This is a genomic window from Streptomyces mauvecolor (assembly GCF_039532965.1).
Taxonomy (GTDB): Bacteria; Actinomycetota; Actinomycetes; order Streptomycetales; family Streptomycetaceae; genus Streptomyces; species Streptomyces violascens.
Map to the genome: position 1 here is coordinate 35,187 of NZ_BAAASQ010000002.1, position 25,265 is coordinate 60,451.

25 protein-coding genes are annotated in these 25,265 nt (G+C 71.6%); 16 read left to right on the plus strand and 9 right to left on the minus strand.

What is annotated here, in order from left to right:
• Window positions 1-33 precede the first annotated feature (33 nt).
• The gene (locus tag ABD346_RS00875; RefSeq protein WP_344370609.1) at window positions 34-1,164 is read left to right on the plus strand and encodes a cobalt-precorrin-5B (C(1))-methyltransferase; all 1,131 of its coding nucleotides are present in this window, start codon (window positions 34-36) and stop codon (window positions 1,162-1,164) included.
• Between the two features lie 105 nt (window positions 1,165-1,269).
• Here the strand turns inward: ABD346_RS00875 and cobM are convergent, their stop codons facing one another.
• Together cobM and cbiE are read right to left on the minus strand one after the other, a co-directional pair.
• A complete protein-coding gene (gene cobM, locus ABD346_RS00880) occupies window positions 1,270-2,013 on the minus strand; it encodes a precorrin-4 C(11)-methyltransferase (protein WP_344370610.1) in 744 nt (247 codons plus the stop codon).
• Window positions 2,010-3,305, minus strand: a complete 1,296-nt coding sequence (gene cbiE / locus ABD346_RS00885) for a precorrin-6y C5,15-methyltransferase (decarboxylating) subunit CbiE (protein ID WP_344370612.1) — start codon at window positions 3,303-3,305, stop codon at window positions 2,010-2,012. Before cbiE ends, cobM begins: the two co-directional genes overlap by 4 nt.
• Window positions 3,306-3,581: 276 nt before the next feature.
• Between cbiE and ABD346_RS00890 the strand changes: the two genes are divergently transcribed.
• The 11 genes from ABD346_RS00890 (at window position 3,582) to ABD346_RS00940 (ending at window position 13,287) form a co-directional block, all read left to right on the plus strand.
• The gene (locus ABD346_RS00890; RefSeq protein WP_344370614.1) at window positions 3,582-5,504 is read left to right on the plus strand and encodes a GTP-binding protein; all 1,923 of its coding nucleotides are present in this window, start codon (window positions 3,582-3,584) and stop codon (window positions 5,502-5,504) included.
• A 126-nt stretch (window positions 5,505-5,630) separates the two neighbouring features.
• Complete coding sequence (locus ABD346_RS00895) at window positions 5,631-6,482, plus strand: lytic polysaccharide monooxygenase auxiliary activity family 9 protein (protein ID WP_344370616.1); 852 nt, start codon at window positions 5,631-5,633, stop codon at window positions 6,480-6,482.
• A 250-nt stretch (window positions 6,483-6,732) separates the two neighbouring features.
• Window positions 6,733-6,981 (plus strand): LuxR C-terminal-related transcriptional regulator, encoded by a 249-nt coding sequence (locus ABD346_RS00900; protein ID WP_344370617.1) that lies wholly within the window; start codon window positions 6,733-6,735, stop codon window positions 6,979-6,981.
• A gap of 150 nt (window positions 6,982-7,131) precedes the next feature.
• Entirely contained in the window at window positions 7,132-7,413 is a 282-nt protein-coding gene (locus ABD346_RS00905) for a hypothetical protein (protein WP_189967560.1), read from the plus strand.
• 105 nt (window positions 7,414-7,518) lie between these two features.
• Window positions 7,519-8,052, plus strand: coding sequence for a stage II sporulation protein M (locus tag ABD346_RS00910; protein ID WP_344370619.1), 534 nt, complete (start codon window positions 7,519-7,521; stop codon window positions 8,050-8,052).
• Complete coding sequence (locus ABD346_RS00915; protein WP_344370621.1) at window positions 8,037-8,690, plus strand: hypothetical protein; 654 nt, start codon at window positions 8,037-8,039, stop codon at window positions 8,688-8,690. The genes ABD346_RS00910 and ABD346_RS00915 overlap by 16 nt, the downstream gene beginning before the upstream one ends.
• A 55-nt stretch (window positions 8,691-8,745) precedes the next feature.
• Window positions 8,746-9,285 (plus strand): hypothetical protein, encoded by a 540-nt coding sequence (locus ABD346_RS00920; RefSeq protein WP_344370623.1) that lies wholly within the window; start codon window positions 8,746-8,748, stop codon window positions 9,283-9,285.
• Window positions 9,275-10,963: a hypothetical protein gene (locus ABD346_RS00925; RefSeq protein WP_344370625.1), complete on the plus strand. Its 1,689-nt coding sequence runs from the start codon at window positions 9,275-9,277 to the stop codon at window positions 10,961-10,963. Before ABD346_RS00920 ends, ABD346_RS00925 begins: the two co-directional genes overlap by 11 nt.
• Window positions 10,960-11,592: an ATP-binding cassette domain-containing protein gene (locus tag ABD346_RS00930; protein WP_344370628.1), complete on the plus strand. Its 633-nt coding sequence runs from the start codon at window positions 10,960-10,962 to the stop codon at window positions 11,590-11,592. Before ABD346_RS00925 ends, ABD346_RS00930 begins: the two co-directional genes overlap by 4 nt.
• On the plus strand, window positions 11,589-12,539 hold the full coding sequence (locus ABD346_RS00935; RefSeq protein WP_344370631.1) for an ABC transporter ATP-binding protein: 951 nt from the start codon (window positions 11,589-11,591) through the stop codon (window positions 12,537-12,539). The genes ABD346_RS00930 and ABD346_RS00935 overlap by 4 nt, the downstream gene beginning before the upstream one ends.
• The gene (locus ABD346_RS00940) at window positions 12,532-13,287 is read left to right on the plus strand and encodes an ABC transporter permease (RefSeq protein ID WP_344370632.1); all 756 of its coding nucleotides are present in this window, start codon (window positions 12,532-12,534) and stop codon (window positions 13,285-13,287) included. Before ABD346_RS00935 ends, ABD346_RS00940 begins: the two co-directional genes overlap by 8 nt.
• 13 nt (window positions 13,288-13,300) lie before the next feature.
• On the opposite strand, the gene ABD346_RS00945 is transcribed toward ABD346_RS00940, so the two are convergent.
• Window positions 13,301-13,912: a trimeric intracellular cation channel family protein gene (locus ABD346_RS00945; protein WP_344370635.1), complete on the minus strand. Its 612-nt coding sequence runs from the start codon at window positions 13,910-13,912 to the stop codon at window positions 13,301-13,303.
• A gap of 38 nt (window positions 13,913-13,950) precedes the next feature.
• The gene (locus ABD346_RS00950) at window positions 13,951-14,184 is read right to left on the minus strand and encodes a hypothetical protein (RefSeq protein WP_344370637.1); all 234 of its coding nucleotides are present in this window, start codon (window positions 14,182-14,184) and stop codon (window positions 13,951-13,953) included.
• Window positions 14,185-14,588: 404 nt separating this feature from the next.
• Between ABD346_RS00950 and mgtA the strand changes: the two genes are divergently transcribed.
• On the plus strand, window positions 14,589-17,315 hold the full coding sequence (mgtA, locus tag ABD346_RS00955; protein WP_344370638.1) for a magnesium-translocating P-type ATPase: 2,727 nt from the start codon (window positions 14,589-14,591) through the stop codon (window positions 17,313-17,315).
• 80 nt (window positions 17,316-17,395) lie between these two features.
• Here the strand turns inward: mgtA and ABD346_RS00960 are convergent, their stop codons facing one another.
• The 5 genes from ABD346_RS00960 to ABD346_RS00980 form a co-directional block, all read right to left on the minus strand.
• The gene (locus tag ABD346_RS00960; RefSeq protein ID WP_344371198.1) at window positions 17,396-18,040 is read right to left on the minus strand and encodes a response regulator; all 645 of its coding nucleotides are present in this window, start codon (window positions 18,038-18,040) and stop codon (window positions 17,396-17,398) included.
• A gap of 29 nt (window positions 18,041-18,069) precedes the next feature.
• Window positions 18,070-19,353, minus strand: coding sequence for a sensor histidine kinase (locus ABD346_RS00965; RefSeq protein ID WP_344371199.1), 1,284 nt, complete (start codon window positions 19,351-19,353; stop codon window positions 18,070-18,072).
• A 25-nt stretch (window positions 19,354-19,378) separates the two neighbouring features.
• Window positions 19,379-20,551 (minus strand): acyltransferase family protein, encoded by a 1,173-nt coding sequence (locus ABD346_RS00970; protein ID WP_344370641.1) that lies wholly within the window; start codon window positions 20,549-20,551, stop codon window positions 19,379-19,381.
• Window positions 20,544-21,542 carry an alpha/beta hydrolase gene (locus ABD346_RS00975; RefSeq protein WP_344370642.1) on the minus strand — a complete coding sequence of 333 codons (999 nt, stop codon included), beginning with the start codon at window positions 21,540-21,542 and terminating at the stop codon, window positions 20,544-20,546. Before ABD346_RS00975 ends, ABD346_RS00970 begins: the two co-directional genes overlap by 8 nt.
• Window positions 21,543-21,692: 150 nt before the next feature.
• Window positions 21,693-23,624, minus strand: coding sequence for an APC family permease (locus ABD346_RS00980; protein ID WP_344370644.1), 1,932 nt, complete (start codon window positions 23,622-23,624; stop codon window positions 21,693-21,695).
• A gap of 167 nt (window positions 23,625-23,791) precedes the next feature.
• On the opposite strand from ABD346_RS00980, the gene ABD346_RS00985 reads away from it, so the two are divergent.
• From ABD346_RS00985 to ABD346_RS00995, 3 genes are read left to right on the plus strand one after another with little or no spacing between them, the layout of a single operon-like run.
• Window positions 23,792-24,619, plus strand: a complete 828-nt coding sequence (locus ABD346_RS00985; protein ID WP_344370646.1) for a helix-turn-helix domain-containing protein — start codon at window positions 23,792-23,794, stop codon at window positions 24,617-24,619.
• The gene (locus ABD346_RS00990) at window positions 24,616-25,005 is read left to right on the plus strand and encodes a DUF397 domain-containing protein (protein ID WP_344370649.1); all 390 of its coding nucleotides are present in this window, start codon (window positions 24,616-24,618) and stop codon (window positions 25,003-25,005) included. Before ABD346_RS00985 ends, ABD346_RS00990 begins: the two co-directional genes overlap by 4 nt.
• A 28-nt stretch (window positions 25,006-25,033) precedes the next feature.
• Window positions 25,034-25,261 (plus strand): hypothetical protein, encoded by a 228-nt coding sequence (locus ABD346_RS00995; RefSeq protein ID WP_344370650.1) that lies wholly within the window; start codon window positions 25,034-25,036, stop codon window positions 25,259-25,261.
• Window positions 25,262-25,265 lie beyond the last annotated feature (4 nt).

Below are 25,265 nucleotides of genomic sequence, written 5' to 3' on the forward strand. Positions count from 1 at the left end.
ATCGGATTCCGTTCGTGAGTGAGGCCGAGGGCCATGAGTTCCGCGGGTGAGGCGAAGGGCGGACGCAGCGCCCAACTCAAGCACACCGGGCTGCGCCCCGGCTGGACGACCGGTGCCTGCGCGACGGCGGCGACGACGGCCGCGTACACCGCGCTGCTGACCGGCGAGTTCCCCGACCCGGTGACGATCACGCTGCCGCGCGGCCAGACCCCGGCGTTCGCGCTGGCCGCGGAGGAACTGGCGGCCGGCCACGCCATGGCGGCGGTGGTGAAGGACGCGGGCGACGACCCGGACGTGACGCACGGCGCCCTGATCCGCTCGACGGTACGGCTGCTTCCGCCGGGCTCGGGAGTGGTGTTCCGGGCGGGCGAGGGGGTGGGCACGATCACCCTGCCGGGCCTGCCGCTGCCGGTGGGCGAACCGGCGATCAACCCGGTCCCGCGCCAGATGATGCGGGACCATGTGGCGCTGGTGGCGGGTCGGCACGGCGCGACGGGCGACGTCGAGGTGACCATCTCCGTGGACCACGGCGCCGAGATCGCCCGCTCGACGTGGAACCCTCGCCTGGGCATCCTGGGCGGCCTGTCGATCCTGGGCACGACGGGCATCGTCGTCCCGTACTCCTGCTCGGCGTGGATCGACTCGATCCGGCGGGGCGTGGACGTGGCGAGGGCGGCGGGCCGTACGCATGTGGCGGGGTGCACGGGCTCGACGTCCGAGAAGACGGTGGTGACGGAGTACGGCCTGCCCGAGGACGCGCTCCTGGACATGGGGGACTTCGCGGGCGCGGTCCTGAAGTACGTACGCCGCCATCCGGTGGACCGCCTGACGATCTGCGGCGGCTTCGCCAAACTCTCGAAGCTGGCGGCGGGCCACCTGGACCTGCACTCGGCCCGCTCCCAGGTGAACAAACAGTTCCTGGCGGACCTGGCGCGCGAGGGCGGCGCGTCGGCGCCGCTGGCAGCGGAGGTGGAGCAGGCCAACACGGGCCTGGCCGCCCTGCAGCTGTGCGCTGCGGCGGGGGTGCCGCTGGGCGACCTGGTGGCGTCCCGGGCGCGGGACGAGGCGCTGGGGGTGCTGCGGGGGGCGCCGGTGGTGGTGGATGTGATCTGCATCGACAGGGCGGGGAATGTGGTGGGCCGAAGCGACCCGGCCGGTCCGTGACGCCCGCGAACCCGGAGGTGCCGGGGCTCCGCCCGGAACCCGGGAGGCGCCCCACCCCCCCTCCGGCGTTCGAGGAGCGGGGCGGCGGGGGCGGAGCCCCCGGGGCTAGCAGCGGTGGCGGTCGGCCGAATACAGGTGGCTGTCCCTGAACCCCGCAGCGCCCAGGACACGCCCCACCAGGATCACAGCCGTACGCACAACGCCCGCCTCCTTCACCTGCCCCGCGATGTCGGCCAGCGTCCCGCGCAGAACGAGCTCCTCGGGCCGCGAGGCAAAGGCGACCACCGCCGCAGGACAGTCCGCCCCGTAATGCGGCAGCAACTCCTCGACGACCCGGTCGACATATCCCGTGGCCAGGTGCAGAACGAGAAGCGCCCCGCTGCGCCCCAGCGTCGCGAGATCCTCCCCCTCCGGCATGGCCGTGGCGCGCTGGGCGATGCGGGTCAGGATGACGGTCTGGCCGACCGTGGGCACGGTGAGCTCCCGCTTGAGGGCAGCCGCGGCCGCGGCGAACGCGGGCACCCCCGGCACGACCTCGTAGGGCACCCCGGCCGCGTCGAGCCGCCGCATCTGCTCGGCGACGGCACTGAACACGGACGGGTCCCCGGAGTGCAGCCGGGCCACGTCCTGCCCGGCCTCGTGGGCGCGTACCAACTCCCCCACGATCTCGTCCAGGTTGAGCTGCGCGGTGTCCACCAAGCGAGCCCCCTCGGGGCACTCGGCGAGGAGTTCGCGCGGGACGAGGCTGCCCGCGTACAGGCAGACCCGGCAGGAGGCGAGCGTACGGGCGCCGCGCACCGTGATCAGGTCGGCGGCACCGGGCCCCGCGCCGATGAAGTACACGGTCATGTGGCTGCTCCTGGTGAAAGGTCGGGGTCGGGGGCGAGGTCGATCGGACCGGAGGACCGATCGGAGGACTTGGTGACGCACCACTGCGTGACGGGCATGGCCTGCCGCCACCCGGTGAACCCCCCGACCGGCACGGCGTGCGCGACCGCGAGCCGTACGAGCTCGCCGCCACGGCGCCGGTACCACTCGGCGAGCAGCGCCTCGGACTCCAGGGTGACGGTGTTGGCGACGAGCCGTCCGCCGACGGGAAGTGCGTCCCAGCAGGCCGCGAGGAGCCCGGGTGCGGTGAGCCCTCCGCCGATGAACACGGCGTCGGGGGTGGGGAGTTGGGCCAGTGCGGCAGGGGCGGCGCCGGTGACGACGCGCAGCGCGGGCACGCCGAGCCGGTCGGCGTTGCGGGCGATGCGGCCGGCCCGTACGGGGTCGCGCTCGACGGTGAAGGCCCGGCAGGAGGGGTGCGTACGCATCCACTCGACCGCGATGGAGCCGGAGCCGCCGCCGACGTCCCAGAGCAGTTCGCCGGGCGCGGGCGCGAGCGCGCCGAGGGTGGCGGCGCGGATGTGCCGCTTGGTGAGCTGCCCGTCGTGCTCGTACGCGGCGTCGGGCAGCCCTGGCGCGGCACCGAGGCGGAGGGCGTCGGGGGCGCGGCGGCAGTCGACTGCGATGACATTGAGGGCGTCGCCGGGCGGGAGGTCCCACCCGTCGGCGACCCCCTCGACGCAGCGCTCGTCCTCCGCTCCGAGCCGTTCGAGCACGCGCATCCGGCTGGGCCCGAACCCGCGGTCGCGCAGGAGGGCGGCGACGTCGGCGGGGGTGTCGGCACCGGCGCTGAGCACGAGGAGCCGGCGCCGGTCGTGGAGGGCGGCGGCGATCCGGCCGAGCGGCCGCCCGACGACGGTGACGACCTCGGTCTCCTCGACGGCCCAGCCGAGGCGGGCGCAGGCATGGGAGAGGGAGGAGGGATGCGGCAGAACGCGGGGCGGGACTCCGAGGACCTCGGTGAGGGTGCGCCCGATCCCGTAGAACATGGGATCACCGCTGGCGAGCACGGCGATGCGGCGCCCGCGGTGCGCTTCGAGGAGTACGGGGACGGCGGGCCGGAGCGGGGTGGGCCAGGCAACTCGTTCCACGTCGCACACCTCGGGCAGCAGAGCGAGCTGCCGGGCCCCGCCTATGACGACGTGGGCGGCGCCGAGCGCGTCCCGCGAGGCGGGAGCGAGCCCGTCCCACCCGTCGGCCCCGATCCCGATGACGGTGACGTCGGGGAGGGGGTTGGGGGGGTGGGGGGTCACGGTGGGTACCTCGGTGTGAGTGCGCGGGGGACGGAGCCGCACTCTACTGTCCACCCACCGGAGCCGAACGTCCCGGGGAGGGGTGCGGGCCGCCGGGATGCACCGGGACTCCGCCCCGGACCCCGCTCCAAAAACCCCTCGCACCCCCACCCCGCCCCGCCCTACCCTGACCGAGCCCAGCCAAGCCCCTCATCCCCGCGGAGCGACCCGTGCGCCGACTCTCCGAGACCGCCCAGAGCCCACACCTCACGGCCCCCTCCGGAGACCTCCGCACTCATGCGCCCCACCCGCACCCTGAACATCGGCATCCTCGCCCACGTAGACGCCGGTAAGACCAGCCTGACCGAGCGCCTGCTCTTCGACACCGGCACGATCGACCGGCTCGGCAGCGTGGACGCCGGCAGCACCCAGACCGACACCAACGCGATCGAGCGGCAGCGCGGCATCACCGTGCACTCCGCCGTCGCGTCGTTCCGCGTGGGCGACACCCAGGTCAACCTCATCGACACCCCGGGCCACAGCGACTTCATCGCCGAGGTGGAGCGCGCCCTGGGCGTTCTGGACGGCGCGGTCCTGGTCCTGTCCGCGGTGGAAGGCGTACAGGCACAGACCCGCATCCTCATGCGCACCCTGCGCGAGAGCCGCCTCCCGACGCTGATCTTCGTCAACAAGATCGACCGTGCCGGTGCCCGCACGGAGGCACTCCTCGCGGACATCCGCCGCAGACTGACCCCGCACATCGTCGCCATGACGGCGGTACGAAACGCGGGCACAAAAGCGGCGACCGCCTCACCGAAGCCGTACGACACCGAATTCACCACCGCGGTCGGCGAGTTGCTGGCGGACCACGACGACGAGCTCCTCGCCCGAGTCGTGGACGGCCCGCCCCCCACCCCCGCCGAACTCGGCAAAGCCCTGGCCGACCAGACCGCAAGGGCACTCGTACACCCCGTCCACTTCGGCTCGGCGATCGGCGGCCAGGGCATCGAAGCCCTGATCAACGCCATGGTCACCCTGATCCCAGCACCGCAGCCGAACCCCACGGCCCCGCCCCGGGGCACGGTCTTCGCGGTGGAACGCGACGCGGCGACCGGCCACAAAACGGCATACCTCCGCCTCTTCGAAGGCGAGGTGAAGGTACGTCAGACACTGACGTTCACCACCCCCACCGGTACCCACACCGGCCGCCTGACCTCACTGAGCATCGTCGGAGCCGACCCCGGCCCCGCCCTCACCCCCGGCAACATCGGCAAACTGCGCGGGCTCCCCGACATCCGCGTAGGCGACCACCTGGGCCACCCAGGCCACCCGAACGAGCCCGGCCCCCGCTTCGCCGCCCCCACCCTCCAGTCGGTCGTACGCCCCCGAGACCCCGGCACCGCGACGGCCGCCCGGCTCGACGCCGCCCTGAAGGACCTCGCGGAACAGGACCCGCTGATCCGCGCCCGTACCGAACCCGGCGGCGCCACCTCGGTGTTCCTGTACGGGGAGGTGCAGAAGGAGGTCATCGCCGCGACGCTCGCGGACACGTACGGCATCGAGGCGGTCTTCGAGCCGAGCCGAACGGTGCACACCGAACGCCCCACCACCACAGGGGAGTTCGCCGGAGAGATGCATCGCGGACCGGCGCCCACCGGGCACTGGGCCACCGTCGGACTCCGCGTCGAACCCGCCCCGTACGGCAGTGGCAACACCTTCCGGTACGAGACCGAACTGGGCGCGCTGCCCCGCGCGTTCCACCAGGCCGTGGAGGAGACGGTGCACGACGCACTGCGTACGGGCCCGCTGGGCTGGGCGGTCACGGACTGCGCGGTCACGCTCGTACGCTCCGGCTTCGACAGCGTCATGAGTACGGCGGGCGACTTCCGCGCGCTGACCCGGATCGTCCTGGAGGGCGCCCTGCACGACGCCGGAACCACGCTCTACGAGCCGTACCGGACCTTCGAGCTGGAGATCCCGCCCGCCTCTCTCGCGACGGTGACCGGCCGGCTCACCTCCCTGGGCGCGCTCATCGAGGAGAGCGCGGCCGCCGCCGGGGGATGGCTGCTGCGCGGCACGGTGGCGGCCCGCCGGGTCGCGGCGATCGAACGGCGCCTGCCCGGCCTGACCCACGGCGAGGCCGTCTGGTGGTCCCGCCCGGCGAAGGACAGGCCGGCGCCCCGGCCGACGGACCACCGGCCTCCCCGGGCGGACAGGTAGTCGCAGACCTCTTGCGACTTGGTCCAGACCAATGCCAGTCTCTCAACTACCGCTACCAGAGGGCGACTTGGCGCGTCCGCGAACCGTCGCAGTCGCCCCGCCTCCCCACGATCAAGGAGCACTCGCATGTCCGCACGGCGTACCGCAGCGTCCCTGGGCGTCCTCGGGGCGACCTCCCTGACGCTCCTCACCCTCACCCCGACGCCCGCCTCCGCACACGGAGCCATGTTCAACCCGGTCAGCCGGATCGCCGCCTGTTACGCCGAGGGCCCGGAGCACCCGGTGTCGCAGGTGTGCAAGGACCTCGTCGCGGACTCGGGCACCCAGCCGCTGTACGACTGGAACGAAGTGAACATCGCCAACGCCAACGGCCAGTCCCGCCAGCTCATCCCGGACGGCAGACTGTGCTCGGCCAACCGGGACAAGTACCGCGCCCTCGACTGGGCCCGTACCGACTGGCCGTCCACCGGCGTCGCGGCGGGGCAGTTCGACTTCAAGTTCCGGGTGACGGCGGCGCATTCGGGCACGATGACGGTGTACATCACCAAGCAGGGCTTCGACCCGACCAAGCCGCTGAAGTGGTCCGACCTGGACGACACCCCCGTAGCCACCTACCGGACCTCCAGAACGGCGACCGACGGCTACTACAACTTCACCGGTACGCTGCCGGCCCGCACGGGTCGCCACATCATCTACAAGGTCTGGCAGCGCGATGACAGCCCGGAGGCGTTCTACAGCTGCTCGGACGTGGTGTACGGCAGCACCACGAAGGCCGCCGCGGCGCCGTCGGAGCAGAAGATGACCGCGGACGCCCCCCACTCCACCGTGGCCCACCACGGCCACGGCGGCGACCCCACACCCCCCGCCGCGACCCCGCCGAGCCCGTCCGACTCCACAGCCCCCCAGGCCCTGGCCGCCGTCTCCACCGCAAGCGCCGCAGCAGGGGGCCTCCTCCTCCTGCGCCGCCGCCGCGGCTGAGCCGGGCAACCCGCCCGAGCGCTCCACCCGTTGAGCCGTGAAGTTTCCCGGAGGTAAATGTGAGTCAGCCCACGCACAGCTCGCAAATTCCGACCGAATAGGTAAACTTCAGGTCAAGTCAGCGAGCCGGACGGCGTCGCGGTAGTCCCGACCAGGACTGGCACGAACAGCATCGTCCGGCTCTTTCTGTTGTGCCGCCCCCATCGACCCCGGGCAGCGGCACGGAGAACCGACAGGGGGAGTTGAAGCGATGAGCGTGGTGGAATTCGACACCAGAAAGCTGGACCGGCTGACCTGCCGGGAACGAGAGGTCCTGCGCAACCTCGCCCAGGCCGAGCCGAACCGGGCGCTCGCCCGGCGCCTCGGCATCGCCGAGCGCACGGTCAAGGCCCACATCACGAGCGTCGTACGCAAACTCGACCTCGACTCCAGGCTTGAGGCGACCTTGGTGTCCGTCCAGCATCGCGAAGCTCTGACCCCGGATTCCATTGCCTCTTAGGGCATTGCCCTAAGAGGCAATGGAACAAGTCGATCACGGACGGCAAGATCAAAGGTGCTGCCCGGGACGCCGGAGCGGCGCACGGGACGGTGCGCAGCGCGGCATCCGCGCCCGGATCATCCATAGCCTCCGGGAAGGAATCCCCACCTCATGAACCGTTCGACCATCCGTCGCGTCATGCCCGCGGCCGCCGTCGGCTCGGCCGTCTTCGGCGCCTTCATGGTCGCCGCCGTCGCCGCGCCGTTCTTCCTCAAGAGCTCGTTCAAGATGAGCAACGACGCGGCCTCGGCCGCCTGGCAGTCGATCATGGCGGGCATGGACATCGCCTCGGCGATCGGCCTGGCGTCCGGCGGTCTGGCCATCGGCGGCGCCCTCATGTGGGCCGCCAAGCAGGCCATCAAGCGCGGTGGCCGCAAGGCCTTCGTCGCCTGACGTGCATTTCATGTGCCGCCGGGATTCGTACCAGTGGAATCCCGGCGGTCACGGGCCGCTCAAGTGTTATTCATTCGGTAAAGCAACAACGGGTCGGGAAATGCGATGAGGACGACGGCCGGCCTCCTCCGCCGGCAATGGCCGAGCCTTTTGTGCGGCGCGGTGCTCTGGTTCACGGCGTTCGGCGTCGGCTGGCTCAACGCGCCGACGGACGCGAGCGCGTTGACCCGGGTCCGGCAGGACGGCGACTGGGAGCTCTTCCAGTCGATCCTGCTCAGGAACGTCGGCGTTTCCGGCGCCCTGTTCCTCGGCCTCGTCACGGCCGGTCTGGCCACGGTGCCGGTGGCCCTGGTCACCGGTGCGCTCGCCGGTCACAGCTGGGGCCAGGCGGCCCCAGCCCTCGGCGGCGAGGGGGTGGTCCGGCATCTGCTGCCGCACATGCCGCTGGAGCTGGCGGCTGTGGCGGTCGCCGCCGGCGCGGGTCTGGTGCCGCTGGTGACCTGGGCCCGTTCCGGCCTCGGCCGCCCGGTCGGCCGTACCGAGTGGTGGTCCCAGATCGTCGATGCCGCCCGGCTCTGGGCGGTGTCGCTGGCAGGTCTTGTCGTAGCTGCGGGAGTGGAGACATGGGTGAGCACATAGGACGTACGCCGGAAGCTGCCCGACTTCCGGTGTACGTCGGCGACTTCGGCAGGGCGCCGGCCATGCCGTCGGCCGCGGGCGGGCCGTCGGACCGGCTCCCGACCCGGCGCGCCCACGCGCTCGGCATCGCGCTGCTGCTGCTCTGCACCGCCGTGTTCTGCGTACCGCTGTGGGACGAGATCCGGGCGCGCCTCCAGGTCCGCCTGCCGGACGCGCCGGACGGCGCGGTGGGGATCGGCACGGCCATCGGGTGGAGCACCGCGACCCTGGCCAACCTGGTGACGATCGGCGTGCTCGGCGTGCTCTTCGGGGTGCTCGGCGCACTGGCCCTGCGGTGGCGCACCCCCGACCCGGCCACGTTCGACTTCACCGGCGTGCGCCGCACGTTCACCCTCGCCTGGGGCCTGTACGTCCTCGCCAAGCTGGCCGGACAGGGCATCCTGGCCTTCTTCGGCAGAGCACAACTGGCCGATGCCGTACCGGCGTTGACGCGTACCGATGCCTGGCTTCCGCTGCTCTTCGGTGCGCTCCTCTGGGCCGCCCGGGCCCTCGCGGGAGCCGCCTGGCCTCGCGCGCTGGCCACGGCGGGCGCCCTCACCGTCCTGTACGCCGGGACGCTTCTGCTGCTGCCCTCCTGAGCCCCGAACCCCCCGAGAAGAACCGCCCCGACGCACACCGTACGGCCGGAGAACTGTGATCCAGCGTCTTGTCCTCAGCATCCTGGGGAACCGGAAAGTCATCGGACTCGCCCTGCGCTGCTGGGCCGTGATCGCGGACGGCCTGGTGCATCCGGCCGTGCGGATCGCGGGCGGGGTCGCGGCGGTGGCGTCCGGTGCCTGCGCCCTCGCGTACTTCGCACGGTTCAGCACCAGTATGGACGCGACCAGACGGGCGGTGGAGGCGTCGGACGACCTCACCGGGGACCCCGGCAACGTGATGGACATCCTCCACCTGCTCGGTTTCGTCTGGCTGATCAGCGGCATCGTGCTGGTCGTGATGGGTCTGATGGTGTCCTTCGCCCGGTCCGGGGGCCTCCTGCTCGTCGTCGGCGGCGTGGTGTGGTGGGCTCCCCTCGGCTTCCTCGGCCTCAGGCTCCCGGGGGCGCCCGGTCTGCACCTGCTCGCGGGGGTCTTCGTGGCGCTCGTCATCCCGGCCGCGGTGCTCTGCCCCGCCCAGCGGTATGCCGGTGGGGCCCGGCGGCGCCGGAAGGAGCCCGCGCCGGATGAGGCCTGACTCCACGGGCCCCGCCCGGTGGCCGCACGTGGCCGCCGCGCTGTGCCTTGCCGACACCCGCCGACGCCTGAACCTCATGTCCGGCGCGGGCGCCGAGGGGCGTCGGCGGCGGCGCGCGGCCGTCGTCATCCTGTCCGCCGGTACGGCGGCGGTGCTCGGCGCCCTGGCGCTGCTCGGCCGCACCCTGGGCGCGCTGGCCCCGGTCGGCGGCCTCACGCCCGCCGGTCTCGCCTCGCTGACCTGGGCTCCGGCGGTGGCCTGGACTGCGGCTCAACTCCTGGGCGCCGACCTGTCGTCGGCCCGCTCCCTGGTACGTCCCGCGGACACGAGCGTCCTGCGTACGCTGCCGGTGTCCCGGGGCCAGGTGGTCGCCGCCCGGCTCGTCGTCCCCACGGCCGGGACCGCCCTCGCGCTCCTGGTGGCCCTCGGCGCGGTCGCGCTGCCCTGGCTCGCCGCCACCGGCCACGGCCGCGACCTGCTGCCGGTCCTCGCCGTCAACGCCTGCGGGACCGTCGCCGTGGCCGGGGCCCTGCGCGTCCTGCTGGTCGCCCTGTTCATGGTGCGGGTCACCCGGATCGCGCAGCTGCCCCGGGCGCTGCTCGCCGCTGTGGCCGGCTGCTGCGCCGGTCTGTTCGCGGCTCCCTTCGTCCGGAACCTCGGGGCGACTCCGGACGAGGCCGAGGCCACGGTGACCCGCCTGGTCGCGGACGCGCTCGCCGCCGGCCGACCCGGCCTGTGGACCACCTTGCACACCCCGGCCCGTCTCGGCTGGACCGCGGCCGGCTACCTCGCGGTCGCCGTACTCGCGGCCGCCACCGCCGCCCTGCGCGTGCGGGCCACCGCCCGGCGCGACGCGGCGAACCCCTCGGCCCCGTACCGGATCCACCACCGCACCGCCCGGCGCCCGCGCACCGCCCCCCGCAGGCCGGCCCCCCTGTCCCTCGTCGTGAAGCTGACCCGGCTGCGGCTGCGGCGCGGCGACCCGGCGGTGGTCGGCGGGCTCGCCCGGCTCCAGCGGCTGAGCATCGCCTGCGGGGCGTTCTGCGCGGGGATCGCGGCCGCTCTCGACCGCCCCCTGTGGCAGCTGCCCGCGCCCGCGCTGGCGGGTCTGCTCATCGCGGCGGCGCTGACGACGACCGGCGAGGTGATCCAGAGCTGCGGCATCGAGGCCGACCGGGCCTCCTGGGACCTGCTGCGCCAGTCCCCACTGCCGTCGGGCGCCTGGCCGGCGGCGAAGGCCGTCGCCTGCGCGCTGGCCGTACTCGCCGTGACCGCACCGCTCTTCCTCGGGGTGGCCGCGCTGGGCGGGGTGAGCGGCGCCGAGTGGGGCGTAACCGTCCTGCTGCTGCCCGTCGTGGCGCTCGCGGCGGGCGGCGCCTCGGTCCTCACCTGGTACGCGGTACCGCGCACCGAGGGCTTCGACGCGGGGCGGGTCTCCCGGCCCCCGACGGCGGACCTGGTGGAGGGCGTGTTCGCGGCCCTCCTCACGCTGCCCGCGACAGCCGGTCTCGCGCTGATCGGATCGCTCACCGACAGCACCGTGAACAGCCTGCTGGGATGCGCGCTCCTCGGCGCCGTCCTGGCGGTGTACGCGCTCGGTCTGCGCCGCCTGAGCGGCACGGACCTGCCCGGACCACGCCCACCACTCGCCCACCGACCCCCGGGGAAACCACAGTGATCGCGACATCAGGCCTCTCCGTCCGGCGCGGCGGGACCGAGCTCTTCGGCGGCCTCGACCTGCATATCGAGGCGGGGCAATCGGTCCGTCTCGCGGGACCCAACGGCTGCGGAAAGAGCACCCTCCTCGCCGTGTTCGCCGGCCTGTGCACACCGTCGGCCGGCTCGGTCACCATCGCGGGCCGCGACCCCGGCGACCGGGCGGTCCGTGCCCTGCGCGGCTTCCTGCAGGAGCCGCCCCCACTGTACGAACACCTCACCACCGGCGAACAGTTGGCGCTGGTGGGCCGGTTGTGGGGGGTCCGCAAGAAGGCACTGCTCGATCGCGCCGGGGCACTGGGGCTCGCGGACCGCCGGGACGTACTCGTCGGGGAACTCTCCCTCGGCCAGCGCAAGAAGCTCGGTTACGTCTGTGCCACCGCGCACGAGCCCCGGCTGCTGCTGCTCGACGAGCCGTTCAACGCGCTCGACCCGGACGCCGTCGCCTCGGTCACCGACGACCTGCGGCGACGGGTCCGGGATGGGCTGACCACCGTCCTGGTGTCGCACCTGGACACCGGTGAGCCCCTGCTCATCGACCGGACCATCGACCTCGGCGCCCTCGCCCCCACGACCGGAGACGGCGAATGATCGACGTACAGCGCCTGGTGAAGACCTACGCGGGCCGACGCATCCTGGACGGCCTCTCCTTCCATGTCGCTCCGGGCCGGGTGACCGCGTTCCTCGGACCCAACGGGGCGGGCAAGTCGACCACCCTGCGCATGGTCATGGGTCTGGGACGGCCCGACTCCGGGACCGCGACCGTCCTCGGCGTCCCCTACCGCGAACTCCCCACGCCCTTGCGCTCCGTGGGCGCGCTGCTCGACGCGTCGGCCGTCCACCCCGCCCGCAGCCCGCGCGCCCACCTCGGCTGGCTCGCCCGCACCCATCGCATCGAACCGGCCCGGGTGGACGAGGTGCTCGAACTGGTCGGCCTTGCCACCGCCGCGCGCAGACCGGTACGCGGGTTCTCGCTCGGTATGCGGCAGCGGCTCGGCATCGCCGCCGCCCTGCTCGGCGATCCCGAACTGCTGATCCTGGACGAGCCGGTGAACGGCCTCGACCCGGAGGGCATCCGCTGGTTCCGCACGCTGGTGCGCGCCCTCGCCGACGAGGGCCGCACCGTGCTCGTCTCCAGCCATCTGATGAACGAGATGGCTCTGGTCGCCGACCACGTCCTGGTCATCGGCCAGGGCCGGGTCCTCAGCGACGGCCCGCTCGGCGACCTCCTGAGCGGCGGAACCCCCACGGTCAGACTGCGATCCGACCAACTCCCCGCCCTGGCGGATGTGCTGAGAAGAGCCGGAGGAGAGCTGACCCACGACAAGAGCCCGAACGGACCGGCCCTCGTGACCGGCCTGTCCGCACGCCGGATCGGCGACCTCGCCGCGCAGCAGGGCTGCGCTGTCCATGAACTCACCCCCGTGGAGCCGGAGTTGGCGGAGATCTATCTACGGCTGACCGACGAGGCGGCCGAGTACCGGGCGGGCACGCCCCTGACCGGCGAGCGCCGGAGCGAGGTGGCAGGCCGTGCGTGACGCGCTCGCCGCCGAGTGGTTCAAACTGCGCTCGCTGCGCTCCACCCCGGCACTGCTGCTCACCGGGCTCCTCGTGACCGTGCTGACAGGCCTGCTGCTCTGTCTGCTGATCGGACCCGAGTTCCGGCGCGCGTCACCGGCCGACCGCAGGGGCTTCGACCCCATCGGGCTCTCCTACTCCGGAATGCAGCTCGGCCAGCTCGCCCTCGTGGTCCTGGCCGTCCTGTCGGTGGGGTCGGAGTTCGGCACCGGCATGATCCGCACCTCGCTCGCCGCGGTGCCCGGCCGGGCCCGGTTCCTGACGGCCAAGCTCACCCTGCTCGCGGCGGTCGGCCTCGCCTGGGGCCTGCTGACCGGCGGCGCGGCCCTGCTCTGCGGCACTCGGGCCCTGGGCGCGGCGCCGTCCGAACTCCCGCTCGCCGCCGTGCTGCGTACGACGCTGGGGGCCGGTCTCTATGGCGCGCTCATCGCGGTCTGCGCGGGGGCGGTCACCTTCATGGTGCGGCGGTCGATCGCCGCGCTCGGCATCCTGCTGCCGCTGCTGTTCCTCGTGTCCAGCCTGCTCGGCGCCTCGTCCCGACTCGCTTCCTTCGCCCGCCTGCTGCCGGACCGGGCCGGGCTGCGGCTGATGCAGGTCCACCAGGAACCCGGCGACCTGACACCCGCGGCGGGCGGCGGGGTCCTGCTGCTGTGGACGCTGGTGGCCGCGTTCGCGGCGTACGCGCTGTTCTCCCGGCGCGAGGTCTGACGCACCACCGGAATCAGCGCACCCCCTGCAACCGCGGCAGATGCAGATCCCGGAAGATCGCCGTCAGCCGGAGCACGAGGACGGCCCCGGCGGCGGCGACCGTCGTCAGGACCGGGCCCGCCTCCAGCCAGTGGAGGACCTGGTAGCAGACCGCGCCGGTCAGCGCGGCGGTCGCGTACACCTCCTCGCGGAGCAGCAGCGGCGGGAACTGGCCGCACAGCACGTCGCGTACGACCTCGCCCGTGACGCCGGTCAGTACGGCGAGGATCACCACCGCGGCCGGGGTGACCCCGGCGTCCACCGCGGCGTGGGCGCCCATCACCGTGACCACGGCGAGGCCCACCGCGTCCACCACCATCAGCGAACGCTGCGGAAGTTCCCGGCGCCGCAGGTACAGCATCGTGGCGACGGCGGTGCAGGCGATGACGGTCAGCAGGACCCAGTCGTGCGTCCAGTACAGCGGGTGGCGGTCGAGGATCAGGTCGCGCAGGGTGCCGCCGGACACCGACGCGGCGAAGGCCAGGACCAGGCCGCCGAAGGGGTCCATGTTCGCCCGGTGCGCGGCCAGCACACCACTGGCCGCGAACGCGGCGACACCGATCAGGTACAGCACGTGCAGCAGCATGAGGACACCCCCGGGTGGAGAAGCAGGAAGAACGTGGTTCAGCGCGGGCGGCGGCGGGCGATCAGCAGGCCGCCCACGGAGGCCAGGGCGGTGATCGAGACCGCCACGACGTCGAGCGCCGGATCATCGCGCTCGGCCGCCGAGGCCGCACGGGCCGGGGCCGCGTGGGCCGCAGCGGTGGACGCCGCCTGAGCCGGGACGGCGCACACAGCCGGGACGGCCAGGGTTCCCGCCAGTACCGCGGTCACCGCGATACGACGGGTGAAGTCCATCCCCCGATCGTGCCGGGTGGTGCGCACTCCGCGGATCGGCCGTTGGGCCGGGTCCCCGGCCCTCACGACCCGCCGAAAGCATGAGCTCGGGGCCGGGCTCCGGACCTCAGCCTCCACCAGGCCTTTCGGGCTACTTTCGCATCCGCGCAAGTATGTTACTTTCGTATCGACGCAAATACACGCACGGCCGTCGTCCCCGTGCCCGCAGCGAGGAGGTGTTCGGGAATGAGTCCCGACCGAAGTCCTCGCCGCGCCCTGCCCGTCGGCTGAACCGGCCGGCCGGCCCTTTTCCCGGAGCCGAGCGCACCCTCCGCACACGCGGTCGGCATGCGCTCAAGCGCGGCACACACCCACAGGCGCACCCCATCCCGCCCCACCCCTGACGACCCCAGGGAGGTTTCGTCATGACCATGCTCACCCCTGCCCCCACCCCCGAGAAGCTCGCACCGCCGGGCCGGCTCGGGCGTCGCGAGCGGCGGGCCGCCGAGCTGGAGGCCCGTACCCGCGTCGTCGGCGAGCGGCTCGGCGCCATCGCCGCGCAGCCCACCGCACACGTACTCAAGGACTACGGCGTCGACCGCGACGGGCTCTGCCGGGCCGAGGTGCTCGACCGCCAGGCGCGGCACGGACTCAACGTGGTCGCCCAGGAGCGCGCCCCGCGCTGGTACGCGCAGTTGGCCAGGGCGTACGCGAACCCGTTCATCGCCGTGCTCATCCTCCTCGCCGCCGTCATGTACTGGCAGGACCCGGCGGACCCCGGTGTCGTCATCCTGTCCGTGATGGTCGCCGTCAGCGGACTGCTGCGCTTCTGGCAGGAGTTCCGCTCCGGGCGGGCCGCCGACGCGCTGAAGAAGCTGGTCACCACGACCACCGCCGTCCAGCGCCGCTCCGGCCGCGGGGCGCTGACGACCACCGTCGAGATCCCGATGGACCAGGTGGTCCCGGGCGACATGGTCAAGCTGGGGGCGGGCGACCTGATCCCGGCGGACCTGCGGCTGGTCACCGCCAAGGATCTGATGGTGAGTCAGGCAGCCCTTTCGGGCGAGTCACTGCCGGTCGCCAAGGCCGACGCGAGGAGCGGGGAGGACAACCGGTCTCCGTCGGCCACCGACCCCGTCGACGCGGACAACCTCTGCCTGATGGGCACGTCCGTGACATCCGGTACCGCGACGGGAGTTGTGGTCGCCACCGGCGCGGACACCTACTTCGGCTCGATGGCGGGCTCGCTCGTCGGGGAGCGTCCGCAGACCAACTTCGACCACGGGGTGCGCAAGGTCAGCTTCCTGCTCATCCGCTTCATGCTGGTGATGGTCCCCGTCGTGTTCGCGATCAACGGGATCACGAAGGGCGACTGGGACGAGGCGTTCCTGTTCGCCATCGCCGTCGCGGTCGGGCTCACGCCCGAGATGCTGCCGATGGTCGTCTCCGCGAACCTCGCGCGCGGAGCCGTCGCGATGGCGAAGAAGAAGGTCGTCGTCAAGCGGCTCAACGCGATCCAGAACCTGGGCGCGATGGACGTCCTGTGCACCGACAAGACGGGCACGCTCACCGAGGACCGCATCGTCCTCGACCGCTACCTCGACGTCCACGGCCGGGAGGACAACGAGGTCCTGGAGTATGGGTACTTGAACGCCCACTTCCAGACCGGCCTGCGCAACCTCATGGATCAGGCGGTCATCGACCGCGTCGACGAGGCCGAGGAGGTTGTCGTCGACGCACGGTTCTCGATGGTCGACGAGATCCCCTTCGACTTCGCCCGGCGCCGCATGTCCGTCGTTCTCCATCGCAAGGGCCTGCTCGGGGCAGCGGGCCGCCCCGAACACATCCTGATCACCAAGGGTGCGGTGGAGGAGGTCCTCGGCCTCTGTACGCACATGAGGGACCGGGGCGAGCAAGTCGAGCTCACCGATCAGCTCCGGTGGCACGTCACCCGCACCGCCGAGGACCACAACCGCCAGGGTCTGAGGGTCCTGGCCGTGGCGACCCGTACGATCCCCAAGGCCCGCGACACGTACACCGTCGCGGACGAATCCGGCCTCACCCTGGTCGGCTTCCTCGCCTTCCTCGACCCGCCGAAGGCGGACGCGGCCGCGGCGCTGCGCGGCCTCGCGGACAACGGCATCGCGGTGAAGGTGATCACCGGCGACAACGAGCTGGTCGCGGCGCGGGTCTGCGCGGACGTGGGCATCGAGGTCGGTACGGTCGTGACGGGCCCCAAGCTGGACGCCCTGAACGAGACGGCGCTGCGTCGACTGGCCGCGGACACAACGGTGTTCGCGAAGGTCAACCCCGTCCAGAAGGCCCGTATCGTACGGGCTCTGCAGGCCGAGGGGCGCACGGTGGGCTTCCTCGGGGACGGCATCAACGACGCGGCGGCGCTGCGGGACGCGGATGTCGGCGTCTCCGTCGACACGGCGGTGGACATCGCCAAGGAGTCGGCGGACATCATCCTCCTGGAGAAGGACCTGACGGTTCTCGAACAGGGTGTGGTGCAAGGCCGCACGACGTTCGGCAACACGATCAAGTACATCAAGATGACGGCGTCGTCGAACTTCGGCAACGTCTTCTCGGTACTGGTGGCGTCGGCCTTCATCCCGTTCCAGCCGATGCTGGCGATCATGCTGCTCGTCCAGAACCTGGTGTACGACATCGCCCAGCTGGCCACGCCGTGGGACCGCATGGACGAGGAGTACCTGCGCAAGCCGCGCAACTGGGACGCGAAGGGGATCGGGCGCTACATGGTGACGATCGGGCCCATCAGCTCGATCTTCGACATCGCGATGTTCGTGATCATGTGGAATGTCTTCGGAGCGAATTCGGAGGACAACCAGGCGCTGTTCCAGTCGGGTTGGTTCATCGAGGGCCTGCTGTCGCAGACCCTGATCGTCCACATGATCCGTACGCGCAAGATCCCGTTCATCCAGTCCCGGGCGACGTGGCCGGTGATGGTGATGACGATCCTGGCGGTGGCGACGGGCCTGTACCTCCCCTTCTCACCGCTGGCCGCGACGCTGGGCTTCGTGCCGGTGCCGATGTCGTACTTCCCGTGGCTGGTGGGAGTGCTGCTGGCGTACTGCACGCTGACGCAGCTGGTGAAGGGGTGGTACGCGCGGCGGTTCGGGTGGCTGTAGAGGGCTCTCCCCTTTCCCGCCCGCCCGTTCAGCGGCTGGGCCGTCCCACCCCGAGCAACGGGCGGGCGTGCAAGCCCCCCTCACACGCCGCCCGCCCTCACCACCCCCCACTCATACGCAAACACCGCCGCCTGCGTCCGGTCCCGCAGCCCCAGCTTGACCAGGATGCGGCTCACGTGGGTCTTCACGGTCTGCTCCGCCAGCACCAGCCGCCCCGCGATCTCCGCATTCGACAGGCCCTGCGCGATCAGGCACAGCACCTCCGTCTCGCGGTCCGTGAGGTCGCCCACCCTCCCCTTCGCCGGAGCCCGCGGCGCCTCCGTCAGCCGCGAGAACTCCGCGATCAGCCGCTTGGTGATGTTCGGGGCGAGCAGGGCGTCCCCGGACGCCACCACCCGTACGGCATGGGCGAGTTCCTCGGCGGAGGCGTCCTTCAGCAGAAACCCGGACGCCCCCGCGCGCAGCGCCTCGTACACGTACTCGTCGAGGTCGAAGGTGGTGAGAACGAGCACCTTCACCTCCGACGCCTCCGGACCGGCCACCCCCGTGATGCGACGGGTGGCCTCGATGCCGTCCAGTGCCGGCATGCGGATGTCCATCAGCACGACGTCGGGGGCGAGTTCGGCGGTACGCGCGACCGCGTCCAGGCCGTCGACCGCCTGCCCCACCACCTCGATGTCCGGCTCCGCGTTGAGCAGCACCGTAAACCCCTGACGCACCATCATCTGGTCGTCGACTATCAGCACCCGGATCGTCACGGCCTGCCCTCCAGCGGAAGTGTCGCGCTCACTTCGTACCCTCCGTCCGGCGTCGCCCCCGACGCCAGTTCACCGCCCAGCATCGCAGTGCGCTCCCTCATCCCCAGCAGCCCGTGCCCCGCCCCGGGCGACGGTGCGACCGGGCGGTCCGGGGCCGTGTTGGTGACCCGTACGACCAGGACGGCCCGGTGGTAGCCGAGCAGCACCCGCACCGCCGCCCCCGGAGCGTGCCGCATCGCGTTGCTCAGCGCCTCCTGCACGATGCGGAAGGCGGACAGTTCCACCCCGGGGGAGAGGGAGCGCGGCGTACCCACCACATCGGCGGTCACCGACACCCCCGCCCCCCGCACGTTCGCCACCAGCTCATCAAGACGGTCGAGCGACGGCTGAGGGGCATGGCGAGCACCCTCGGCCGCCGGGTCCTCGGAACGCAGTACGCCCAGCACGCGCCGTAGTTCGGTGAGCGCCTCCACCGCGTTCTGCCGTATCCCCGCCAGGTTCTCCTTCAGCTCGTCCGACGGGTTTTCCACAAGGTGTGGGGCGACCTGTGCCTGGATGGAGATGACCGACATGTGGTGGGCCACCACATCGTGCAGCTCGCGCGCGATCCGGCTGCGCTCCTCAAGGAGCGTGCGCCGGGCCCGCTCCTCGGCGGTGATCTCCTCCTGCTCGACGAGCTGCGTACGGGCCACCCTGCGGCCGCGCAGCGCCGCCCCCACCACGACCGCGATCGAGAACAGCACGAGCGCGAGCCCGCCGGTGGTCTGCTCCCCGACATGGAAGGCCGTGCACAGCATCCCCGCGCCGTAGCTGATCGCGAACGTCTCGACCGCGACCCTCGGCCGGTGCCTGAGGGCGACGAAGAAGAGGACCAGCGCCGACAGCACGACCCCCACACCGCTCCACGGATAGGGCGCGTCCCCATCGGCGTGGCCCGCCGCCCACAGCCCGGTGACGAGGGTGACGGCCGTCGTCGCCCACCACGCCGCCAGCGGCCGGTACAGGACCGCGATCAGCGCCGCCGACTGCAGCGCGGCGAGCGTCACCCCCGCCACCCTGCCCAGGTGAAAGTCGTTGACGTACTGGTTGGCGCCGCCCACCATCGTGACCACCGCGCCGATCAGCAGCGGCACCACGAGCGCCGGCCGCCACGCGAGCCAGCCCTCCTGCGCCCTGCCCGGCGCCGGCCCGGAGACGGTCAGCAGGTCCTGGCGCAGGACGCGCGGCACCGCCCGCAGCCGCGAAGTGCCCCATCGCCCCACCTGCCGCGCCCGTTCCATGTCCCCCTGTTTCACGAAGCTCACCCTAGGCACGCCGCATCTCCCCCGTCCGAGCGGGACGCCCTTCGCGCACCACTCTCGTCCCCCGGCGCCCGCGCCTGGACTGTTCGTACGTACGGAACGTCACCCAGCACACCGTCAGCATCAGCGCGAACACCGGCAGCCAGGCAAGGCGGGCCAGCACCCATGTGCCGCCGTCGGGCACGGTGTGCAGGCCGGGCAGGTCCCCGCCCGCGAACAGGCCCAGGCACGTGACCGCCATCATCGACGTCTGGTGCCACAGGAAAATCGTCATCGCGGACAGGTTCACCAGCGCCACCACCGCCCACAGCGTCGGCCGCCGCAGCGCCCTGCGCAGCGGGCCGAGCAGCAACAACGCGGCCCCGCACTGCGCGAGCCCGAACGTGACCGCGGCCAGCGTCGGCGGGTTCAGGTTGGATATCGCGGCCCCCGGCACCCCCACCATCGAGGCCGGATACCCCGCGAACAGCACGAGCAGCGCGGTGCCCAGGGCACCCCCGGCCAGCAGCACCCACCCCGTCGCCCGCAGCGACGTACCCACGCCCCGCCGGGCCCACAGCGCCCCCAGGCAGTACGGCACCAGCCACCCCGCGGGCAGGTTGAGCCACCCCGTCCACGGCGCTCCGCCGTTCCCGAAGCGGTACACGTCCACGTACAGGACGACCGCGAGCGGCCACAGCGGATGCACTCGGGACACGAGCGGCGTCGCCGCCGTCAGGGCCGCGAAGACCAGCAGGAACCACAGCGGCGACAGAACCAGTTTGACCAGGGTGTGCAGCGTGTCGAGCCCCACGCCCGACGCGAGCATCCCGCCCGCCGCGACCAGCCACACCACGAGCACCGCCGCCACCGGCCGGAACAGCCTCCCGAGCCGCGCTCGCAGCCACTGCCCGTACGTCACACCCCGGGCGCGGGCGGACGCGTAACTCTTCGTCGCAACCTGCCCGCCCACCAGGAAGAACACGGCCAGCGTCTGGAACGCCCAGGATATGGGCGCCAGTTGGGGCATGTGCTGGAGCGGGCTCGCGGCGCGTACCGTGCCGCTGTCGAAGACGAGCGCGGTGACCAGCCAGTGGCCGAGCACCACCCCGAGGATGGCGAAGGCCCGCAGCGCGTCCACGGCACGGTCACGGCCGGCCGGTGTCGCGTCCTCGATACGGCGGACTAGGTCACGCATGACGACCCCCCTCCAGCCCCTCTCCGTTCACGATCCGGGCGATGTTCTTCAGCGGTACGGAGCCGGGCTTCAGGTAGTCGCTGTGCCCGCCGGGCCCCGCGTCGAAGAGCTGGGCGCCGAAGTGACGGGATACGGGGTCGGTGCCGAACCCGACCGTCACACAGGGGAGTTGGAGGCTGGCGTGCGGTACGTCGGAGATCCAGTCGGCACCGCCCCGGCCCGCCCACACCGCGGCCCGGGTGTGCAGCGCGGCCGCCGTGTCGAACCCCGTTCCAGGGCTCCCGTACAGGACGACGGCGGCGACATCGACGCCGGACGCCGCCTTCGCGCAGACCACCGAGCCGTAGGAGTGGCAGAGGAGAGTGGTGCGGGCGGCGGACTTGGCTGCCACCAACTCTCGTACGAATGACGTCAGTTGGGGTGCAGCGTCATCCGCCCGGCCCGGCGTCAGGATCTCGGGGCTCACCGTGGCAGGGGTCTCGTACCCCATCCAGGCGATGACCGCCGCGCGCGGGCCGAGCTGCTGCGACAGGGCCAGCGCGCCGTTCCGGAGCCGCGCGTACTGGTCGAGATTGGTGTCCGAGCCCGGGACCAGGACCGCGATGCGCTCCGCGCGGGCCAGGTCGCCGAACACCTCGGCGGTGCGTCCGCCGTCGCGCCCGTCGAAGGAGAGGAAGGTCCGGCCCGGCTCCGCCATCGCGTCCAGTGCCCGCGCCCTGCGCCGGTCCCCGTAGTCGTCGGCCATCTTCCCGGCGGCCAGGACGGCGGCGCGGTTGGCCGCGTACCGGGCGTCGAGACCGGCCACCGTGAGCGGGCCGAGATCGGCCGGAGCGGGTGCGGGCACCGCGGCAGGCCGGGCCGCACCCGACAGCGGCACCGCCACCGACGCGGCGACGAGCAGCGCGACCAGGGACCGGCGCAACCGCCCGGTACGCGGATGCGGATGTCTGCCATCTGGTTGCTGGCCGTGCGGCGAGCGGCGCGACGCCATGAGGGACCCTTCCGTACCGGTGCATTGCTGCTGTCGGTAAGGAAGTTATGAATCGGCCCATGTCATCGGCGTCGCCCTGGAGAGCTCACTTCTCGGGTGGCTCCTGAGAGCGAGGGGGTGGCTCCCGAGTACTACGGGAGCACTACGCAGTCACCGTTTGACCGGCTCGTCCTTCCGCGCGGACTGCAACCGATACGGCACATCGATCACCGTCACCCCCGGCATGAACAGCAGTCGCGCCTTCAGCCGCAGCGCGTTCTGGTTGTGCAGCGGCTGCTCCCACCAGTGGCCCACGATGTACTCGGGGATGACCACGGACACCATCGCCCCCGGATCGGAGTCCGCCGTCTCCTTCACGTGGGCGAGCACCGGGGCGACGACCTCGCGGTACGGCGAGTCGATGATCTTCAGTGGTACGCCCAGGTCATGCTCGGCCCACTGTTCGCGCAGCTTGACCGCGTCCTCGTCGGCGGCGGCCGTGAGCGCGGTCAGCGTGTCGGGCCGCAGCGCCTGGGCGAAGCCGATCGCCTTCAGGGTGGGCGCGTGCACACTGGCGACGAGGACGAACGCGTGGTGGCGGGAGGGCCTGCGCGGCTTGGCGTCCGGGGGCACGGCGACCTCCCTCGCCACCTGCTCGTAATGGCGCCGTACACCCTTCATCCCGAAGAACAGGAGCGGCATCGCGATGATGACCAGCCACGCCCCGTGCGTGAACTTGGTGATCAGGACGATGACGAGGACGATCGCGGTCATGGTCGCGCCGACCGAGTTGATGGCGAGTGAGCGGTGGATGTGCCGCCGGTTCTCCCGACCCTTCGGGGTCGCCAGCTCCTTGCGCCAGTGCTTGACCATGCCGGCCTGCGACAGCGTGAACGAGACGAAGACGCCGATGATGTACAGCTGGATCAGCCGCGACAGCTCCGCGTCGAACGCCACGATCAGCGCGATCGCGGCCAGCGCGAGCAGCACGACACCGTTGGAGTAGACGAGCCGGTCGCCCCGGTTGTAGAGCTGGCGCGGCGCGTACCGGTCGCGGGCCAGGATCGAGGCGAGCATCGGGAACCCGTTGAACGCGGTGTTCGCGGCCAGGATCAGCACGCCCGCAGTGAACGTCTGCACCAGGTAGAACATGATGTCCACGTGCCCGAACGTGGCCCGCGCGATCTGCGCGAGCGCGGTGGACATCGCGGTCCCGGCGGGCAGCCCCAACTCCGTGGGGTCGGCGGCCACATGGACCTTGTAGACCATGGCGAGCGCGGTGATCCCGGCGAACATGGTGACCGACAACAGGCCCATCGCGGCAAGGGTGTTGGCGGCGTTGCGGCTCTTCGGCTTCTGGAACGCGGGGACGCCGTTGCTGATCGCCTCCACACCCGTCAGCGCCGTACACCCGGAGGCGAACGCACGCATGGCGAGCAGCACGACGGCGATCCCGGCGTACGTCCCGGCCGCCTGGATGGGCAGCGCGGCGGACTCCGCGCGGATGGTGGCGCCGGTGGCGAGCCGCACCGCGGCGAACGCGAACATCACGTAGATCACGAACACGAAGCCGTACGTGGGGATCGCGAAGACCCGCCCCGACTCGCGCACCCCCCGCAGGTTCATGACGGTCAGGATCACCACGAACGTGACGGACAGGGCGACTTGGTGATCGGCGAGCGAAGGAATCGCGGACGTGATGGCCGCCACGCCGGAGACCACGGACACCGCAACGGTGAGTACGTAGTCGACGAGCAGCGCGCTGGCCGCGGTGAGCGCGGCGGTGGGCCCGAGGTTCTCGGCACTGACGACGTACGCGCCGCCGCCCCCCGGATAGGCGTAACAGGTCTGCCGGTACGAGGCCACCACAACCACCAGCAGGAAGATGATGGCCGCCGCCGCGTACCAGGTGAGGTGCAGCAGGGTGGCTCCGCCGAGCGCGAGGATCAGCAGGATCTCCTCGGTGGCGTACGCGACCGAGGAGAGCGGGTCGCTACAGAAGATCGGCAGCGCGAGCCGCTTGGGCAGCAGCGTCTCACCCAGCCGGCTGGTGTCCAGCGGCCGCCCGACCAGCATCCGCTTCGCGGAACTCGAAACTCCCATAACTGAGGAAAGTAGCCGTAATGCCCCATATCTAATGGTTTGCCGCACCGGCTGCGGCCGTACGGGTGATTTCACGTTCCGTGCGCGGACGGTGACCGTACGGAGCTACCCTCGATGGGCAGTACGCCCGACCCATCCAACACCGGTGTGGCACAAGGGAGTTGCCCATGCGACCCAAGGACCTCAACCCGTGGGACTCACCCCGCGCCTTCTACGGCACCGAGCTGCGCCGCAAACGCGAGGAGGCGGGCCTCTCCCAGGAGGAACTGGGCGCGCTGGTCTTCTGCTCGGGCGCGTACATCGGCCTGATGGAGTCGGCGACCCGCCGCCCGACCAAGGAAATGGCCAAGCTGCTCGACGCTGCGCTGCACACGGACGGCATCCTGACCCGGATGTGCGAGGCGATGGAGCAGGCTTCGCAGCATGCGGAGTACTTCCGCCTTGCGGCGGAGCTTGAGGCGATGGCTTCCGCGATCTTCCACTGGACGCCCATGGTGGTGCCGGGCCTCCTACAGACTCCGGCGTACACCCGCGCCCTGACCCGTGCGGGTCGGCCTTTCGCGTCCGAGGAGGACGTCGAGCACAACGTGTCGACCCGCAGGGAACGGGCCAAGCTTCTTGATGGACCGACGGCGCCTGAGTTGTGGTGCATCCTGCATGAGTCCGCGCTGCGGATCCCCGTGGGCGGCGCCGAGGTGATGCGTGAACAGCTGGCTCACATCTGCGAGTTGGCGAACAGCGGTGCCGTAGTGGTGCAGCTGCTGCCGTTCGACGCAGGGCCATTGCCTCTCATGCACGCATCGGTCAAGGTGATGGCGTTCACCGATGCCCCGCCGGTCGTCTACCTCGAAGCAGCCCATTCTGGCCAGCTGTTGGACAGCCCGGCCCTGGTGGCGAGCTACTTCAAAGCCTACGATCTCGCCAGGGCCGTCGCGTTGTCGCCGACGGCGTCCCTGGCCATGATCCAGGCGGCGATGGAGGACTACGCAGCATGAAGATAACGCGTTCCCTGGCCGCTGCCCGCTGGAGGAAGTCCTCCTACAGCAACGAGGAAGGCGGGGACTGTCTCGAAGTGGCGGAGGGCGCGTGGCGCAGGTCGTCCTACAGCAATGCTGAGGGCGGTAACTGCGTGGAGGTAGCCGACGGCGCATGGCGTAAGTCCTCACACAGCAACGCTGAGGGCGGAAGCTGCCTTGAGGTGGCCGACGGGGCTTGGCGTAAGTCGTCGCACAGCAACGCGGACGGCGGCGACTGCCTCGAAGTGGCTGACGGCTTCGGGACGGTCATCCCAGTCCGGGACAGCAAGAACCCAACCGGACCGGTACTCGTCGTGGGTGTCACCGCGTGGGCCCGTTTCGTGGGCGAGGTCAAGGCGTCCTGAGCGGGGGCGGCTGCATAGGATCGGCGCCATGGCGATACCGCAACTGCCCTCCGTACCACCGGAGTCCTGCCCGCTGTGCGACGGGAAGGTCGAGTCCGTCACGGTCTACGCGGGCATGTCCCTTCCCACGGTCAAGTTCTACCGTCCGGACAAGATGTTCGCCAGAACGAGCGCGCTCGATGCCGTGGCCTGCGTGGACTGCGGACACATGCTGCTCTTCCTGGAGAACCGGGGGATCCTGGCGCCGGGGAAGTAGCGGT

Coding starts and splice junctions, on each gene's coding strand:
- ABD346_RS00950 (WP_344370637.1), bottom strand. CDS start 14,184: ATGGACTTCACCCGTCGTATCGCGGTGACCGCGGTACTGGCGGGAACC.
- ABD346_RS00900 (WP_344370617.1), top strand. CDS start 6,733: ATGAGCGTGGTGGAATTCGACACCAGAAAGCTGGACCGGCTGACCTGC.
- ABD346_RS00960 (WP_344371198.1), bottom strand. CDS start 18,040: ATGATGGTGCGTCAGGGGTTTACGGTGCTGCTCAACGCGGAGCCGGAC.
- ABD346_RS00990 (WP_344370649.1), top strand. CDS start 24,616: ATGAAGATAACGCGTTCCCTGGCCGCTGCCCGCTGGAGGAAGTCCTCC.
- cobM (WP_344370610.1), bottom strand. CDS start 2,013: ATGACCGTGTACTTCATCGGCGCGGGGCCCGGTGCCGCCGACCTGATC.
- ABD346_RS00970 (WP_344370641.1), bottom strand. CDS start 20,551: ATGCGTGACCTAGTCCGCCGTATCGAGGACGCGACACCGGCCGGCCGT.
- ABD346_RS00965 (WP_344371199.1), bottom strand. CDS start 19,353: ATGGAACGGGCGCGGCAGGTGGGGCGATGGGGCACTTCGCGGCTGCGG.
- ABD346_RS00895 (WP_344370616.1), top strand. CDS start 5,631: ATGTCCGCACGGCGTACCGCAGCGTCCCTGGGCGTCCTCGGGGCGACC.
- ABD346_RS00910 (WP_344370619.1), top strand. CDS start 7,519: ATGAGGACGACGGCCGGCCTCCTCCGCCGGCAATGGCCGAGCCTTTTG.
- ABD346_RS00925 (WP_344370625.1), top strand. CDS start 9,275: ATGAGGCCTGACTCCACGGGCCCCGCCCGGTGGCCGCACGTGGCCGCC.
- ABD346_RS00915 (WP_344370621.1), top strand. CDS start 8,037: ATGGGTGAGCACATAGGACGTACGCCGGAAGCTGCCCGACTTCCGGTG.
- ABD346_RS00980 (WP_344370644.1), bottom strand. CDS start 23,624: ATGGGAGTTTCGAGTTCCGCGAAGCGGATGCTGGTCGGGCGGCCGCTG.
- ABD346_RS00935 (WP_344370631.1), top strand. CDS start 11,589: ATGATCGACGTACAGCGCCTGGTGAAGACCTACGCGGGCCGACGCATC.
- ABD346_RS00905 (WP_189967560.1), top strand. CDS start 7,132: ATGAACCGTTCGACCATCCGTCGCGTCATGCCCGCGGCCGCCGTCGGC.
- ABD346_RS00890 (WP_344370614.1), top strand. CDS start 3,582: ATGCGCCCCACCCGCACCCTGAACATCGGCATCCTCGCCCACGTAGAC.
- ABD346_RS00995 (WP_344370650.1), top strand. CDS start 25,034: ATGGCGATACCGCAACTGCCCTCCGTACCACCGGAGTCCTGCCCGCTG.
- ABD346_RS00875 (WP_344370609.1), top strand. CDS start 34: ATGAGTTCCGCGGGTGAGGCGAAGGGCGGACGCAGCGCCCAACTCAAG.
- mgtA (WP_344370638.1), top strand. CDS start 14,589: ATGACCATGCTCACCCCTGCCCCCACCCCCGAGAAGCTCGCACCGCCG.
- ABD346_RS00975 (WP_344370642.1), bottom strand. CDS start 21,542: ATGGCGTCGCGCCGCTCGCCGCACGGCCAGCAACCAGATGGCAGACAT.
- ABD346_RS00985 (WP_344370646.1), top strand. CDS start 23,792: ATGCGACCCAAGGACCTCAACCCGTGGGACTCACCCCGCGCCTTCTAC.
- ABD346_RS00945 (WP_344370635.1), bottom strand. CDS start 13,912: ATGCTGCTGCACGTGCTGTACCTGATCGGTGTCGCCGCGTTCGCGGCC.